12 protein-coding genes are annotated in these 13929 nt (G+C 68.4%); 4 read left to right on the top strand and 8 right to left on the bottom strand.

The window, feature by feature from the left end:
- Positions 1-4: 4 nt before the first annotated feature.
- On the bottom strand, positions 5-496 hold the full coding sequence (gene ssb / locus ACKTTN_RS10760; RefSeq protein WP_407909831.1) for a single-stranded DNA-binding protein: 492 nt from the start codon (positions 494-496) through the stop codon (positions 5-7).
- Positions 497-657: 161 nt separating this feature from the next.
- Between ssb and ACKTTN_RS10765 the strand changes: the two genes are divergently transcribed.
- Entirely contained in the window at positions 658-1644 is a 987-nt protein-coding gene (locus ACKTTN_RS10765; protein WP_407909832.1) for a polyprenyl synthetase family protein, read from the top strand.
- Here the strand turns inward: ACKTTN_RS10765 and ACKTTN_RS10770 are convergent.
- From ACKTTN_RS10770 to ACKTTN_RS10785, 4 genes are all read right to left on the bottom strand, one after another.
- Positions 1628-2455: a dienelactone hydrolase family protein gene (locus tag ACKTTN_RS10770; protein ID WP_407909833.1), complete on the bottom strand. Its 828-nt coding sequence runs from the start codon at positions 2453-2455 to the stop codon at positions 1628-1630. The genes ACKTTN_RS10765 and ACKTTN_RS10770 overlap by 17 nt on opposite strands.
- A gap of 65 nt (positions 2456-2520) precedes the next feature.
- Positions 2521-3933: a UDP-N-acetylmuramoyl-L-alanine--D-glutamate ligase gene (gene murD, locus ACKTTN_RS10775; RefSeq protein ID WP_407909834.1), complete on the bottom strand. Its 1413-nt coding sequence runs from the start codon at positions 3931-3933 to the stop codon at positions 2521-2523.
- Positions 3914-5272, bottom strand: a complete 1359-nt coding sequence (murL, locus tag ACKTTN_RS10780; protein WP_407909835.1) for a UDP-N-acetyl-alpha-D-muramoyl-L-alanyl-L-glutamate epimerase — start codon at positions 5270-5272, stop codon at positions 3914-3916. The genes murD and murL overlap by 20 nt, the downstream gene beginning before the upstream one ends.
- Positions 5265-7859 (bottom strand): bifunctional aspartate kinase/diaminopimelate decarboxylase, encoded by a 2595-nt coding sequence (locus tag ACKTTN_RS10785; protein WP_407909836.1) that lies wholly within the window; start codon positions 7857-7859, stop codon positions 5265-5267. Before ACKTTN_RS10785 ends, murL begins: the two co-directional genes overlap by 8 nt.
- Positions 7860-8029: 170 nt before the next feature.
- Between ACKTTN_RS10785 and ACKTTN_RS10790 the strand changes: the two genes are divergently transcribed.
- Both ACKTTN_RS10790 and ACKTTN_RS10795 read left to right on the top strand, forming a co-directional pair.
- Positions 8030-8890: a PhzF family phenazine biosynthesis protein gene (locus ACKTTN_RS10790; RefSeq protein ID WP_407909837.1), complete on the top strand. Its 861-nt coding sequence runs from the start codon at positions 8030-8032 to the stop codon at positions 8888-8890.
- A 17-nt stretch (positions 8891-8907) separates the two neighbouring features.
- On the top strand, positions 8908-9783 hold the full coding sequence (locus tag ACKTTN_RS10795) for a PhzF family phenazine biosynthesis protein (RefSeq protein ID WP_407909838.1): 876 nt from the start codon (positions 8908-8910) through the stop codon (positions 9781-9783).
- A 131-nt stretch (positions 9784-9914) separates the two neighbouring features.
- Here ACKTTN_RS10795 and ACKTTN_RS10800 read toward each other — a convergent pair whose 3' ends face one another.
- Together ACKTTN_RS10800 and ACKTTN_RS10805 are read right to left on the bottom strand one after the other, a co-directional pair.
- Positions 9915-10322 carry a YybH family protein gene (locus tag ACKTTN_RS10800; RefSeq protein ID WP_407909839.1) on the bottom strand — a complete coding sequence of 136 codons (408 nt, stop codon included), beginning with the start codon at positions 10320-10322 and terminating at the stop codon, positions 9915-9917.
- A gap of 35 nt (positions 10323-10357) precedes the next feature.
- Positions 10358-10783 carry an OsmC family protein gene (locus ACKTTN_RS10805; protein WP_407909840.1) on the bottom strand — a complete coding sequence of 142 codons (426 nt, stop codon included), beginning with the start codon at positions 10781-10783 and terminating at the stop codon, positions 10358-10360.
- A 291-nt stretch (positions 10784-11074) separates the two neighbouring features.
- Here ACKTTN_RS10805 and fusA point away from each other — a divergent pair, with 291 nt between their 5' ends.
- Positions 11075-13117: an elongation factor G gene (fusA, locus tag ACKTTN_RS10810; RefSeq protein ID WP_407909841.1), complete on the top strand. Its 2043-nt coding sequence runs from the start codon at positions 11075-11077 to the stop codon at positions 13115-13117.
- A gap of 79 nt (positions 13118-13196) precedes the next feature.
- Here the strand turns inward: fusA and ACKTTN_RS10815 are convergent, their stop codons facing one another.
- Entirely contained in the window at positions 13197-13901 is a 705-nt protein-coding gene (locus tag ACKTTN_RS10815) for a glycine zipper 2TM domain-containing protein (RefSeq protein ID WP_407909842.1), read from the bottom strand.
- Positions 13902-13929: the final 28 nt, after the last annotated feature.

A 13929-nucleotide genomic window follows, 5' to 3' on the forward strand; every position in this document is an offset into this window, starting at 1 on the left:
ACGATCAGAACGGAATGTCGTCGTCCGCGAAGTCGCTGCCGAAATCATTGTTGCGCGCGGCCGGTGCCTCGCGGCGCGGAGCCGGCGCGGACTGCGGAGCGCGCTGCTGGCGGTCGCCGCCGCGGAACTCGCTGCGTCCGGCGCCGGAGCCGCCGCCTTCGCCGCCACCACCGCCAAGCATCTGCATTTCGTCGGCGATGATGTCCGTGTAGTACTTCTTGGCATCGCCTTCGCCGCTGGTCGAATACTCGATGCGGCCCTCGATATAGACCTGGCGGCCCTTCTTCAGGTACTCGCCGGCGATCTCACCGAGCTTGCCGAACAGCTTGACGCGGTGCCATTCGGTCTTTTCCTGCTGGTTGCCATCGCGGTCCTTGCGCACGCTCGTCGTGGCGAGGCTGAGCGAGGTGATCGCCATGCCGCCCTGCGTGTACTTGACCTCGGGATCGTTGCCGAGATTGCCGACGAGAATGACCTTGTTGACGCCGCGTGCCATGTGTCTGTCCTTTCCGGATCGTGGTTGACGACCGACATTGAAGTATACCCGGCGGCCGGTGTCGGTCATCCGGCGCCTCGACGGGGCGTCGGAAATGTCCGGGCCGCAACGGGTGCCGCCTATAATCGCCGGCCGCTTTCCCACCGTACGAGACGCCGAGAATGCCGTCCCCGTCCCTGTCCGAAATCCAGGCGCTCGCCAAGGCCCCCATGGCCGCGGTCGACCACCTGATCCGGGACCGCCTCGCCTCGGACGTGGTGCTGATCAACCAGGTCGCCGAATACATCATCGGCGCGGGCGGGAAGCGTCTGCGGCCGATGCTGCTCCTGCTGGCGGCGGGCGCCGCGGGCGGCGACCAGGCGATCGACCGCAACGCGCATCAGCTCGCGGCCGTGGTCGAGTTCATCCACACCGCGACACTCCTGCACGACGACGTCGTCGACGAGTCCGACATGCGCCGCGGCCGCCGCACCGCGAACGCGGTCTGGGGTAACGCCGCAAGCGTGCTCGTCGGCGACTTCCTGTATTCGCGCAGTTTCCAGCTCATGGTCGAACTGCAGCGCATGGAAGTGATGCAGATCCTCGCGGATACGACCAACCGCATCGCCGAGGGCGAGGTACTGCAGCTCCTGCACATCCGCAACCCGGATACCGACGAGGCCGCCTACCTGCGCGTGATCGAGCGCAAGACCGCGGTGCTGTTCGCGGCGGCAACGCGTCTCGGCGGCCTGCTGGCGAACACGCCTGCGACGGAATGCGACGCGCTGGAAGCTTTCGGCCTCGACCTCGGCTACGCATTCCAGATCGCCGACGACGTGCTCGACTACGCGGCCGATGCCGACGTGCTCGGCAAGAACCTCGGCGACGACCTGGCCGAAGGCAAGGCCACGTTGCCGCTGATCCACGCGATCGCACACAGCGACGCGGTGACGTCGGCGCGCCTGCGCGAGATCGTGTCGAACGGTGATGTCGATGCGCTGGACGAAGTCGTCGCCGCAATTCGCGCGACGGGCGGCCTCGACTACAGCCGCGCACGTGCGAACGAGTACGCGGCGAAGGCCGAAGCCGCCCTCGCCGCCCTGCCTGCGAACGCGTACAGCGACGCGCTGCGCGGACTCGCGCGTTACGCCGTCAACCGCGAGACTTGACCGACGCCGACGCGGCGCCGAAGCGCTCGCGGAAGAAGTCGCCGAGCATCCGGTACGCGCGCGCCGCCGACTTGGCGTCGTAGCGGCAATTGCTCGCGGGGTCGTTGCCCGCGTCGGCTTCCGCGAAGCAGTGCACCGCGCCGCCGAAGTCGACGAATTGCCAGTCCGCGCCCGCAGTGTTCATTTCCGCTTGGAAGGCGGCAACCGCTTCGCGCGGTGCGCCCTTGTCCGCCGCACCGTTCAGCACAAGCAGCGGTGTCTTCGCGACGCCGGGCGCGGCCGGCATCGTCGCGTCCAACCCGGCATGCAACGTGACGGCACCGTCGAGCGCCGCGCCCGCGCGCACGAGTTCGAGCACCGAGGTGCCGCCGAAGCAGAAGCCGAACGCGCCGATATGGCGGGCGTCGAGCGGCGAGCTTCCCGCCTGCGCGCGCAGAACGTCGACCGCCTTCTCCATGCGCGCGCGCAACTTGGGGCGATCGCCCTTGAGTCCACCCGCGGCGGCACCGGCTTCCTTGGCGTCCTTGGGACGCACGTTCGCGCCGTAAACATCCGCGACCAGCACGACATAGTCGCGGCCCGCGACCTTCTTCGCCTTCTCAACGGCTGACGCGTTGACGCCCATCCAGTTCGGAACCATCACCAGCCCGGGGCGGTTCTTCGGGCCGGCGTCGTCGTAGACGAGCACGCCCTGGAATTTATCGCCGTCGAGGGTCCAGTCGACGTTGCGTGTACGCATTGCGGCATGCGACTGCGCGGCGGCGAGCAGGAGCACTACGGTCGTGGCGATACGGAATCGGCGAACGATCATCGTGGGAACCTCCGGGCTGGGGATGCCGGAGGGTAGCGCGCCGCGGGGTCCGGGCGCGTCGAGGCTCAGGCGATGCCGAGCCCCGGGATCGCGCTGATGCTCTCGGGGTCGAAACCTGCGCGACGCGCGAAATCGCGGCCGCGGTCCACGTAGTCGCGCCAGACGCCGAAGCTCGGCGCGCCCGGCGACAGCAGGATGACCGGCGCGGCCGAACCGGCCAGTGCGTCGCGTGCCTGCGCCATTGCATCCGCCAGATCCTCGGCGGCGCGCAGGTCGAAGCCGGACTCCTTCGCGATCGGCGCGAGCAGCGCGTGGATGCGCGGGCCGTTCGCGCCGAGCGTGATGATCACCTTCGGCGCGCGCGCGCGCATGGCCGTCGCGAAGTCCGACCAGTCGAGTCCACGATCGTGCCCGCCCACGAGTACCGCGACCTCGCGATCGGCGAAACACTCGAGTGCCGCCAGTGTCGCGTGAGGCGTGGTGCTGATCGAGTCGTTGACGTAGGTGACGCCGCCACGTTCGCCAAGCGTCTGCAGGCGATTCGGCAATGGGCGGAAGTCGAACGCGGCCTTGGCCAGCGAATGCGCGTCGACGCCGAGTGCGTCGATCGCCGTCAGCACCGCGGCGAGGTTGCCGCGATTGTGTCGACCCGGCAGCGGCAGACCGCGCGTATCCATTACTGCATCGTCGCCGCGATACAGCATGTCCTCGCGCAGGTGCCAGCCGCGCGCGTCGCCGAACCAGCGGACGTCGATGTCGCCCGGCAGCTGAAGTTTCGAAAGAATCGGATCGGTCGCGTTGAGCACGGCGATGCGTGGGCGCGCGTCCATCACCAGTCGCAGTTTGTCGGCGACGTAGCGCTCGTGCGAGCCGTGCCAGTCCAGGTGCTCGGGGAACAGGTTGAGCACGAGCGCGACATCGGGGCGCGCGCCGCTGACAGCGACGTCACCGGTCTGATAGCTCGACAGCTCGATCGCCCAATACTCCGGCGCCGGCTGCGGATCGAGCACCTCGAGCAATGGCAGGCCGATGTTGCCCGCGAGCGCTGTGCGATGTCCGGCCCTACGCAGCAGGTGCGCGAGCAGCGACGTCGTCGTGCTCTTGCCCTTGGTGCCGGTCACGCAGACGGTATTCGCGACGATGCCGTCGTCGGCCGCGTGTTCGCCGAACCACAACGAGGTGCCACCGATCAGCAGCGCGCCGGCGTCGCGCGCAACCGTCGCCGCATCGCCGTACGGGCTGATGCCGGGTGATTTGACGATGACGTCGAATGCCGCGAGCGACGCGCCGTCAACGTTCGTCGACACCGCGAGATGCGCGTCGCTGAGCGAAGCTGCGTCGACCGCCTCCTCCTCCGAACAGAACAGCGTCAGCGGCAGCGATGGCAGGCGCGAGCGGATCGCGCGGTACGCCGCGCGGCCCTCGCGGCCCCAGCCCCACAGCGCGACGCGCCGGCCGTCAAGCTGCGAAATGCGCACGCAGGCGGGCCCATAGCGCGTCGGGAATACCGTGCTCGTCGTCGATCGTCAGCAACGATTCGACCGCGGGCACGTCGCCAAGCTGCGGCAGGATCTCGCGTGCGAAACGCTCGACGATCGCGTCTTCGCGCCATTCCGGACGCTGCGCGAGCGCGGCCATCGCGGCGCGCGATTCCTGCCCTTCGCCGACGCATTCGAATGGCTTGTGATCGCGATATTCGAGCAGCGCGTCGAAGCCACCCGTCTGTGACGGTTCGTCGAGCAGGTTGCGGCCGAAGATGCCAACCAATCGCGGCTTGCTCATGAACGGCGCGAGGGCGAGGAATACGAAATGGCACTTCGGACAGATGCCGCACCAGCGCTGCGCCGGGCGCTCGCCGAGGATGTGGAAGTTGCGGTTGCAGCTGGAGAAATGCTGGTCGTAGCGATCACTTTTCGCGAACTGTCGTGCCACGGCGAGTTCGCTCAGCGGACGCAGCAGCGAGTAGTAGCGGAGATCGGCCGCGACATGCGCGCGCAGGTGCGCGGCGAAGTCGCGTTCGAACTGCCAGCCCTTGGACCACTGGTGGTTGACCTCGCCGGTGCCCTCGATCATCGAGCCGTAGCTTGCCGAGCGCTCGTTCGAGAACACGACCTGGTCGACGCCGAGCACGAGGGCGGCCAGCGCCAGGATGGCCGAGTTCACCGCCGTCACCGGAATGTGGCCATTCCATGCGCCGTTGCGGTTGTACTCGAACAGTTGCGGCGCGAGCTGACGACCGATGTTGAGCGTCGGCAGGCCGGTGCGTTCGGCACACGCGGCGATGAGCTGCGAGCCGCCGATCCACGTCACTGTCTGATCGATGCCCGCGATGCGCAGTGCCTCGATGCTGACCAGCGAATCCTTGCCGCCACCGATCGCGGTGAGCGCGTGTTCGCGCAGGCCGACCGCAGGTGCGCTGGTCGACGTCGCCGCATTCGCCGGGAACCGGATCGTGCCGCGCAGATGCAAGCCGTTGCGATACGCGAACTCGCCGAGGCCGTTCTCGTACACCTCGGTCAGTAGCGACGCGGTGGCGGCATCGATGTCATAGCCATCGATGCGGATCGTCTTCGGCACCGCCGCCTTGTAGTAGCTGACGCCAGCGATCAGGTGCAGCAGTCGCACCGCGCGCTGCACCGCTTCGGCGCGCGCGTCGTCGAACGCGAACGGCGCGCCCGGAATGGTGACGGTTTCGACCAGCTCCGGGCCGTCGTCGAAGGCATAGACGAGCCGGGCCACGCCCGTCGCCGCGTCGAAGTCGCAGCGGACGAAGCGGAACGCCTGGATCGCGTCGCGCGAGAAGCGCCAATCAGTCATCGAGAATGTCCTCGGCCGGCAGCGGCCGCAGGTTGTAGGTGTTCGCCATCGCCATGCCGTAGGCGCCGGCGTCGGCAATGAGGACGACGTCCCCCTCGCCCGTCGCGGACGGCAGGCGACGGCCGCGACCGAGCACGTCGCCGCTCTCGCAGATCGGGCCGACGACGTCGAAGGTGTCGAGTGACGCATCGTCGATGCGGGTGAGGTTGTGGATGCCGTGGTAGGCGTCGTACATCGCCGGGCGGGCGAGTGCGTTCATGCCGGCGTCCAACCCAACGCGCCGGATGCCGTCCTTCTCGATCACCTGCGTGACGTGCAGCAGCAACGCGCCCGCTTCGGCGACGAGGAAGCGACCCGGCTCGATCGCGAGGCGACAACGCGGATACGCCGTCTTGATGGCGCGCACGCCTTCGCGCCACGCATCGAGATCGAATGGTCGCGCATCCGGCGTGTACGGCACCGGGAAACCGCCACCGATGTCGATCGTGTCGATCGCATCGCTGGAATCGGCGAGCGCCGCGAGCGTGCCGTAGACCTCGCGCCAGTGCGCCGGATCGTCGATACCACTGCCGAGATGCGCGTGCAGCCCGGTGATGCGCAGGCCCAGCTTGCGCGCCCCGCTCATGAACGCATCGAAGCGCGCGATCGGCAGGCCGAACTTCGCTTCCGCGCCGCCGGTACGCACCTTTTCGTGGTGGCCGTCGCCATGGCCGAGGTCGAGTCGTAGCCACGCATTGCGGCCGCGCACGACGTCCGGCCAGCGCTGCAGCAGCTCGATGCTGTCCAAGGTGACATTGATGCCGGCGGCGAACGCGGCCTCGTACTCGCGGCGCGGCGCAAAGCTCGGCGTGAACAGGATGCGCGACGGGTCGATCGGCGGCAGCGTCGAACGCACGTGCTCGACCTCCGCGATCGACACACATTCGAAGCCGAACCCCACTGCTTCGAGAGCGCGCAGGATCTGAGGATGCGCGTTCGCCTTGAGCGCGTAGAAACCGCAGTCGACCGGACCACCGTGGAGCAGTGAGCGGGCGCGCTCGCGGACGGTCGGCAGGTGGTAGACGTAGCGCGGCGTGCCGGCCTCGGCACGCGCGAGCAATGCGTCGCGTCCCGAAACCCACCACGGCGTCGCGCGTTGCGGGCGGCCGTGCACGACGTCGCGCCATGCCGGACCGAACACGCTTTCGTCGAGCACCGGCATCGCGCCGCCGCGCACGAGTTCGGCGTGCAGCGTCGGCAGCAGGCCTTCGGCGTCGGCCTCGTCGACGACGAACGTCAGGTTGAGATCATTCGACGACTGCGAAATGAGATGAACGCGCTCGCGACCGAACGTCGCCCACACGTCCGACAGCTTGTGCAGCAGCGAGCGCATGCCGCGGCCCACCAGCGTGATCGCCGCGCACGGGGCGATCACCTTGACGCGACACACCTCGGCGAGGTCTTCGCTCAGCGCGCTCAGGACATTCGTGGTGACAAGGTTCTCGCTCGGATCCAGCGACACCGTGACGTTCGTTTCCGACGAGCCGATCAGGTCGATCGACAGGCCGTGCTTCTTGAAGCGCTCGAACACGTCGGCGAGGAAGCCGACCTGCTGCCACATGCCCACCGACTCCATCGACACCAGCACGATGCCATTGCGCCGGCTGATCGCCTTGACGCCCGGTACCGTCGCTGCCGTCGCATCGATGCGCGTGCCGGGAAGATCGGTGCGCTCGGTGTCGAGGATCGCCATCGGCACGTTGGCGTCGCGGCAGGGCCCGATCGAGCGGGGGTGCAGCACTTTGGCGCCGGTCGTCGCGATTTCCTGCGCTTCGGCGTAGTCCAAACGCGCAAGCAGGCGCGCATCCGGTACTTCGCGCGGATTCGCGCTGAACATGCCGGGGACGTCGGTCCAGATTTCCACGCGCGCCGCGCCGAGCAGTGCACCGAAGTACGCGGCCGATGTATCCGAACCACCGCGCCCGAGGATCGCGGTGCCGCCGTCCCCGTGACGCGCGATGAAACCCTGCGTCAACACGACGGTATTCGGCTGCGCGGTGAACCGCGCAGCGAAATCGGCGTCGGTGCCGTGATGGCAGTTCACCGACAACCGCCCGGCCCAGTCGCTCTGGTTCGGCAGCGCGACGGCATTGAGCCACTGGCGCGCATCACACCAGCCGATGTCGAGGCCCTGCGACTTCAGGTAGGCGACGCCGAGCGTCGACGACAGCAGTTCGCCCTGCCCGAGCACGTCCGCCTGCCAGTCGAGGCTGCGGGCCGTCGCGCGCGGGTCGGTCGCGAGTGCCTGCAAGGCGGCGAGTCGTTCGCCCAGCACCGCATCCGCGTCGAGACCCAGCTCCGCGGAGAACTCGCGATGACGCGCGACCAGCGCCGCGATCTTCGCGTTCGTCGCTTCACCCGCGCCCGTGTTCGCGATCGCCTGCAACTCGTTGGTCACGCCCGATAGCGCGGATACCACGACGAGCACGCGCACGTTCTCGTCGTGCGCCCGTTTGGCTGCGAGTCGCCCGATGGTGTCCCAACGGGTCCGGCGCGACACTGAAGTGCCACCGAACTTGAGTACGACCCAGCGCGTCGAAGCGGTCACGAGGTTTCCTGGAGGAGCCATGCGGCGACGAGCCGCGGGGCGGGGATGGGAGCACGCCACGCCGTCCTGGGCGAATGACGCATGCTCATGAGAGCGCGCGATTTTATTCGATGACGGGCCGCGCGCGTCCGGCCACAATGCAGGCCCTTTCCACGCACGTCACGCTTTCCATGACGCAGCGCCGCTTCCTCCAGCTCGACGTCTTCGCCGATCGCCCCGGCGCCGGCAACCCGCTCGCCGTCGTGATCGACGCCGATGGCCTCGACACCGCGACGATGCAGGCGTTCGCGAACTGGACCAACCTGTCCGAAACGATCTTCCTGCTCCCGCCCGGCCCCGGCGCCGACTACCGCGTGCGCATCTTCACCCCGCGGCAGGAGCTGCCGTTCGCCGGGCACCCGAGCGTGGGCGCGGCGTGGGCGGCGATCGACAGCGGGCTGGTCGACGCGGGGGCAGCGTCACTCATGCAGGACTGCGCAGCCGGCCATTTGCCGGTCCAGGCGGCGCCCGATCGCACGATCCGCGTGCGTGCGCCGAAGGCGCGACGCGCGGCGCCACCGACCGACTGGGAAGCGCGCCTCGCCGCTGCCCTCGATGGCGTCGAGCGCGGCCCGCTTCCGGCAGCGCTGTGGGACAACGGCCCGCGGTGGTGGCTGGTCGAGCTGGCTGACGAGGCTGCAGTGCGCGCCCTCGTCCCCGACCTTGCCGCGATCACCGCGCTCACCGCGGATGCTGCGGTCGGCCTCGCCGTGTTCGCGAACGCCGACGCGGGCCACGACTACGACGTCGTCGTCCGCGCGTTCTGCCCGGCCGACGGCATTCCGGAGGACCCCGTCACCGGCAGCGCGAACGCGGCGATCGGTGCGGCGCTGTTCGAGGCCGGTCGCGTCGCGCCCGGTAGCCACTACGTCGCCAGCCAGGGCCGCGAAGTCGGCCGCGACGGCCGCGTCGACGTGCAGGTCGACGCCGATGGCGAGGTGTGGATCGGCGGACGCGTGCAGGCCGTGGTGCGCGGTACCGTCACGTGGTGAACGCTATTCCGGACGCCATGAAAAAACGCTACGTGCAGCTCGACGTGTTCGCCGATCGCCCCGGCGCGGGCAATCCGCTCGCCGTGATTCCCGACGCGGACGGGCTGGACGACGCCACGATGCAGGCGATAGCGCGCTGGACGCGCCTGCCGGAAACGACGTTCGTGTTCCCGCCGACGTCGCCCGATGCGAGCTATCGCATCCGCATCTTCAGCCCGCGTCGCGAAGTGCCGTTCGCGGGGCATCCCAGCGTGGGCACCGCGAGCGTCGTTCTCGATTCGGGCATGGCGACGCCGCGCGACGGCGTGCTGGTGCAGGAAGGCATCGCCGGCTTGCTGCCCTTGCGTGTCGAGGGCGACGGCGCATCGCGCACGATCGCGGTGCGCACGCCGCGCGCGCGCCTGGTCGAACAGGTCGAGGCGAACGATGCGCGCATCGCGCGTGCCATCGCCGGCATGCGCCTCGGCGCGTTGCCCCCGGCGCTGATGGACGGCGGGCGTCGCTGGTGGCTGGTCGAACTCGAAAACGAGGCGGCGCTGCGCAGGGTCGAACCTGCGTGGGGCGCGATCTCGCAACTCGCGACGCGCACCGAAAGTATGGGTGTCTGCGCTTTCGCACGCGCCGACGCAGCCGCCGACTACGACCTCGTGGTGCGCGCATTCGTCGGCGCAACCGCGCAGTTCGAGGACGCCGCGTCCGGCGCCGCCAATGCCACCCTCGCGGCCTGGCTGGCGCAGAACGATCGCCTGCCCGGCCGCGGCGGGCGCTACGTCGTCAGCCAGGGCCGCGAGGTCGGTTTCGATGCGCGCCTGCAACTGCACGTCGACGACGCGGGCGATGTCTGGTCGGGCGGCCACGTGCGCACGGTGGTCACTGGCACCATCGACTGGTAGCGGTTGCCGCAGGTCGCCATTAACCAGGGCCGGCCGACCCATGCATGCGGCGGCGCACTCGGCGACGACATGCGCGCGAACCCTGTAGCCGTCAATTGACTCTCCCCGCCCCGACGCGCATCCGCGCGTTTTCAGTCGTCCGCGAGTTTGTCGGCGTGCCGATGCATGAGCTTCCACTCGCCGTGCTCGCGACGAAAGATCTCGGTAACGCGCAGATTCATGACGGTGCCCGGCGGCTGGCCGCGGACGTTGACCACCGATCGCTGGATTCCGATCCAGTACGCGAAGTCGCCAGTCGCGCCCTTGTGCATGATTTCGAAGTCGTTCTTTCCGCCCGGGCGGAAGTGCGCGGCGCCGTGCGCGTTCGCGGCATCGACCTGCGCCGCGCCCTGCACGCAGTCGCCTTTGGGCCCGAAGATCGTCGCTGGATCCGCGGCCACCGAAATCCCTTGCAGAGGTGCGGCATCGCCATCGACGAATGCGTCGGACGCCGCCTTCCGGCGCGTCATGAACGCCGCGAAATCGTCCGGATCTGACATGTCGTTCTCCCTGATGTCGGCCGCCCGGTTTGCCCTCATTGCACCTCGAGCGAGATGGGCACCGCCGCGAGGACCTTCGAGATCGGGCAGTTCGCCTTGGCATCCTCGGCGTAACGCCGGAAGTCGTCGGGTGACAGGCCCGGCGCCTCGCCGCGCACCGTCAGCTTCACGCCGGTGATGTGCGGCCCGCCGTCCATCGACAGCTCGACGTCCGAGCGCGAGTCGATGAAGGTCGGCGGATGGCCGACTTCGGTGAGCTTGGCCGACAGCGCCATCGCGAAGCAGCCCGCGTGCGCGGCGGCGATCAGTTCTTCCGGGTTCGCGCCCTTCTCGTCGCCGAAGCGCGTGTTGAAGCCGTAGCGCGTGTCCTGGAAGACGCCGCTCTGCGGCGTATTGAGCCGGCCGATGCCGGACTTGAGGTCGCCTTCCCAGCGCGCGGTGGCATGGCGGGTGATGGCCATCGGCAGATCTCCTGAAACGGGAACCGGCACGTTACGGCCCGCGCGCTAAGCCGTCGTGAGCGGCCGTGGCGGAAGCTGTTGCAGCGCAACGCGACGCCCAACAACGGTCGCGCTATCGTGACCCAGCCCCGCCATGACGGCCCGCCCAGCTTCGCTGCGGCGTGCTGCGCGGACAGCCATGACGGCGCATCGCCGGACCGCCACGCGGCCCGCGTTGCGGCCGGACATGACGCCGACATCGACGCCCTCGCCCGGACGGCCGCTCCCCTACCCCCACAGGAGCTTCCGGTCATGGCTTACAGCGCAGAACAGATCCGCAACGTGGCCCTCGCAGGCCACCCAGGCGCCGGCAAGACCACGCTTTTCGAAGCCCTGCTGCATGCCGGCGGCGCGATCCAGGCGGCAGGCAGCATCGAGCGCGGCAGCACGGTGTCGGACTTCGACCCGGTCGAGAAGCAGCGAGGCCATTCGCTCGATGTCGGCATCGCCAGCACCGACCACGCCGGCATCCACATCAACCTGATCGACACGCCGGGGTACCCCGACTTCCGCGGACCCGCCCTTTCGGCGCTCGCGGCGGTGGAAACCGTCGCGATCGTGGTGGCATGTGATGCGGGCGTCGAATACGGCGCCCGTCGCATGATGGAGTACGCAAAAGCACGCGGCCTGTGCCGCGCGATCATCGTCAACAAGATCGACCACGGCGGCGATTGCAGTGCGTTGCTCGAGGCACTGCGCGAAACGTTCGGCAACGAATGCCTGCCGCTGAACCTGCCTGCGAACGGCGGCGCGTCGGTGATCGACTGTTTCGGTGCGTCGACCGGCGACAGCGACCTCGGCCCCGTCGCTGACTGGCACCAGAAGATCATCGACCAGGTGGTCGAGATCAACGAGACGGTGATGGAGCACTACCTCGATCTCGGCGAGGACGGGCTGTCCGGTCAGGAACTGCACGACGCCTTCGAGCAGTGCCTGCGCGACGGCCACCTGGTGCCCGTGCTGTTCTGCTCGGCGCGCAGCGGCGCCGGCGTGCGTGAACTGCTCGACGTCGCCGAACGCCTGTTCCCGCATCCGGGCGAGGCCAATCCGCCCGCGTTCGTGAAAGGCAGCGGCGCGGATGCGCAACCGATCGAGGCGAAGCCGGACCCGAACGCGCACGTGATCGCCGACGTCTTCAAGATCATCAACGATCCCTTCGTCGGCAAGCTCGGCGTGTTCCGCGTGTACCAGGGCACGGTGAAGAAGGACACGCAGCTGCTGGTCGACGACGGCAAGAAGCCATTCCGCGTCGGCCACCTGTTCAAGCTGCGCGGCAAAGAGCATGTCGAAGTCGACCAGGCGATTCCGGGCGACATCGCGGCAGTAGCGAAAGTCGAGGAGCTTCATTTCGACGCCGTGCTGCACGACAGCCACGACGAGGACCAGATCCATCTCGCGCCGCTCGCATTTCCCAGGCCGATGTTCGGGCTAGCGGTTGATGCCGCGAGCAAGGGCCACGAACAGAAATTGGCGACCGCACTGCACAAGCTGTCGGAAGAGGACCCGTGCTTCCAGGTCGAACACACCGCCGAGACCAACGAAACGATCGTGCGCGGCCTGTCCGACCTGCACCTGCGCGTGAATCTCGACCGGTTGAAGGAGCGCTATGGCGTCGAGGTGACGTCGCGTCCGCCGCGGATCGCGTATCGGGAAACGGTGTCGACGAAAGCCGAAGGCCATCACCGCCACAAGAAACAGACCGGTGGCGCGGGCCAGTTCGGCGAAGTGTTCCTGCGCATCGAGCCGCTCGATCGTGGCCGCGGTTTTGAATTCGCCGACGAGGTGAAGGGCGGAACCATCCCCGGGCAATTCATTCCGGCGGTCGAGAAAGGCGTGCGCCAGGCGCTGGCGGCGGGTGCGCTCGCCGGCTATCCATTGCAGGACGTGCGCGTGGTCGTCTACGACGGCAAGCACCACGCGGTCGACAGCAAGGAAGTCGCGTTCGTCACCGCCGGCAAGCGCGCGTTCGTCGACGCCGTGCTGAAAGCCAAGCCGCAGGTACTGGAACCGATCGTCGACCTAGAAGTGGTCGCCCCCGAAGCCAACATGGGCGACGTCAGCGGCAACCTGGCCGGCAAGCGCGCGCGCATCCTCGGCACCGACAGCACGCGTGGCGAGGTGATCGTCAAGGCACAGGTGCCGTTGTCGGAACTGGAGGGGTTCGCGGCGGAACTGAAATCGATCACCGCCGGCCGCGGACGCTATTCGATGGACTTCAGCCACTACGAGCCGGTGCCGTCGAACGTGCAGCAGAAGCTGGCGGAGAGCTACCGGCCGAAGGTCGAGGAAGACTGAGCGACGCATCCGTCGCGGCAACGAAAAGGGCCGGCATTTCGCCGGCCCTTCGCTATGTCGAACTTGCCCGATGTCGCGCTTACTCGGGATGCACGTCCACGCGGACGCGGATGCGGCTGCCCGGGTCGTAGCTGGTGCGCGTCGTGTACTGGCGGCCGCCGTATTCGTACGTGACGTCGTAGCCCTGCACGTTGCGACCGCTTTCGTACGCACCGACCGGCATCGGGTCGCAGGTCGTCACGTGACCGACGGTCGGATACGTCTGCGGACGATGCGCGTTGTCGTAGATCTGCTTGCCGACTTGGCTGCCGACCATCGTGCCGATGGCGGACGTCGCGTAGCGCGCGCTGCCGCCGCCGATCTGGCTGCCGACCACCGCACCCACGATGCCGCCGATCACAGTTGCCGCCGTGCTGCCGCCCTGCGTGGGCTGGCGGACCGGTCGACCGTAGCGGTCGGTGTACTGGCCGTTGTACGGATCGTTGTAGCCGTCGTCCGGATAGCCGTCGCCGTTGCGGTCATAGCCGTTGTTGTACGGGTCGTTGCCGTAGCCGCCGGCATAGGTGCGGCTCTCCGTGCAGCGCGGCCCGCCGGTGGTGGCCGCATAGCTGCCGCGCGGGTCGTAGATCGGGTTGGTGCGGATGACCCGCGCATAGTCGTAGTACCCGCCCTGCGATGCATAGGCGCCGGACGAGGTCGGGTACGAGGAATACTGCTGCGCCGACGCCGCGCCCGCGGTGGCGGTCAGCGCGAGCGCGAGGACGGTGGCGGTGACGTGCTTCATCGAGGAGCTCCCACGCCGGGATGGCGCA

Source organism: Lysobacter claricitrinus (genome assembly GCF_045866565.1).
Taxonomy (GTDB): domain Bacteria; phylum Pseudomonadota; class Gammaproteobacteria; order Xanthomonadales; family Xanthomonadaceae; genus Cognatilysobacter; species Cognatilysobacter claricitrinus.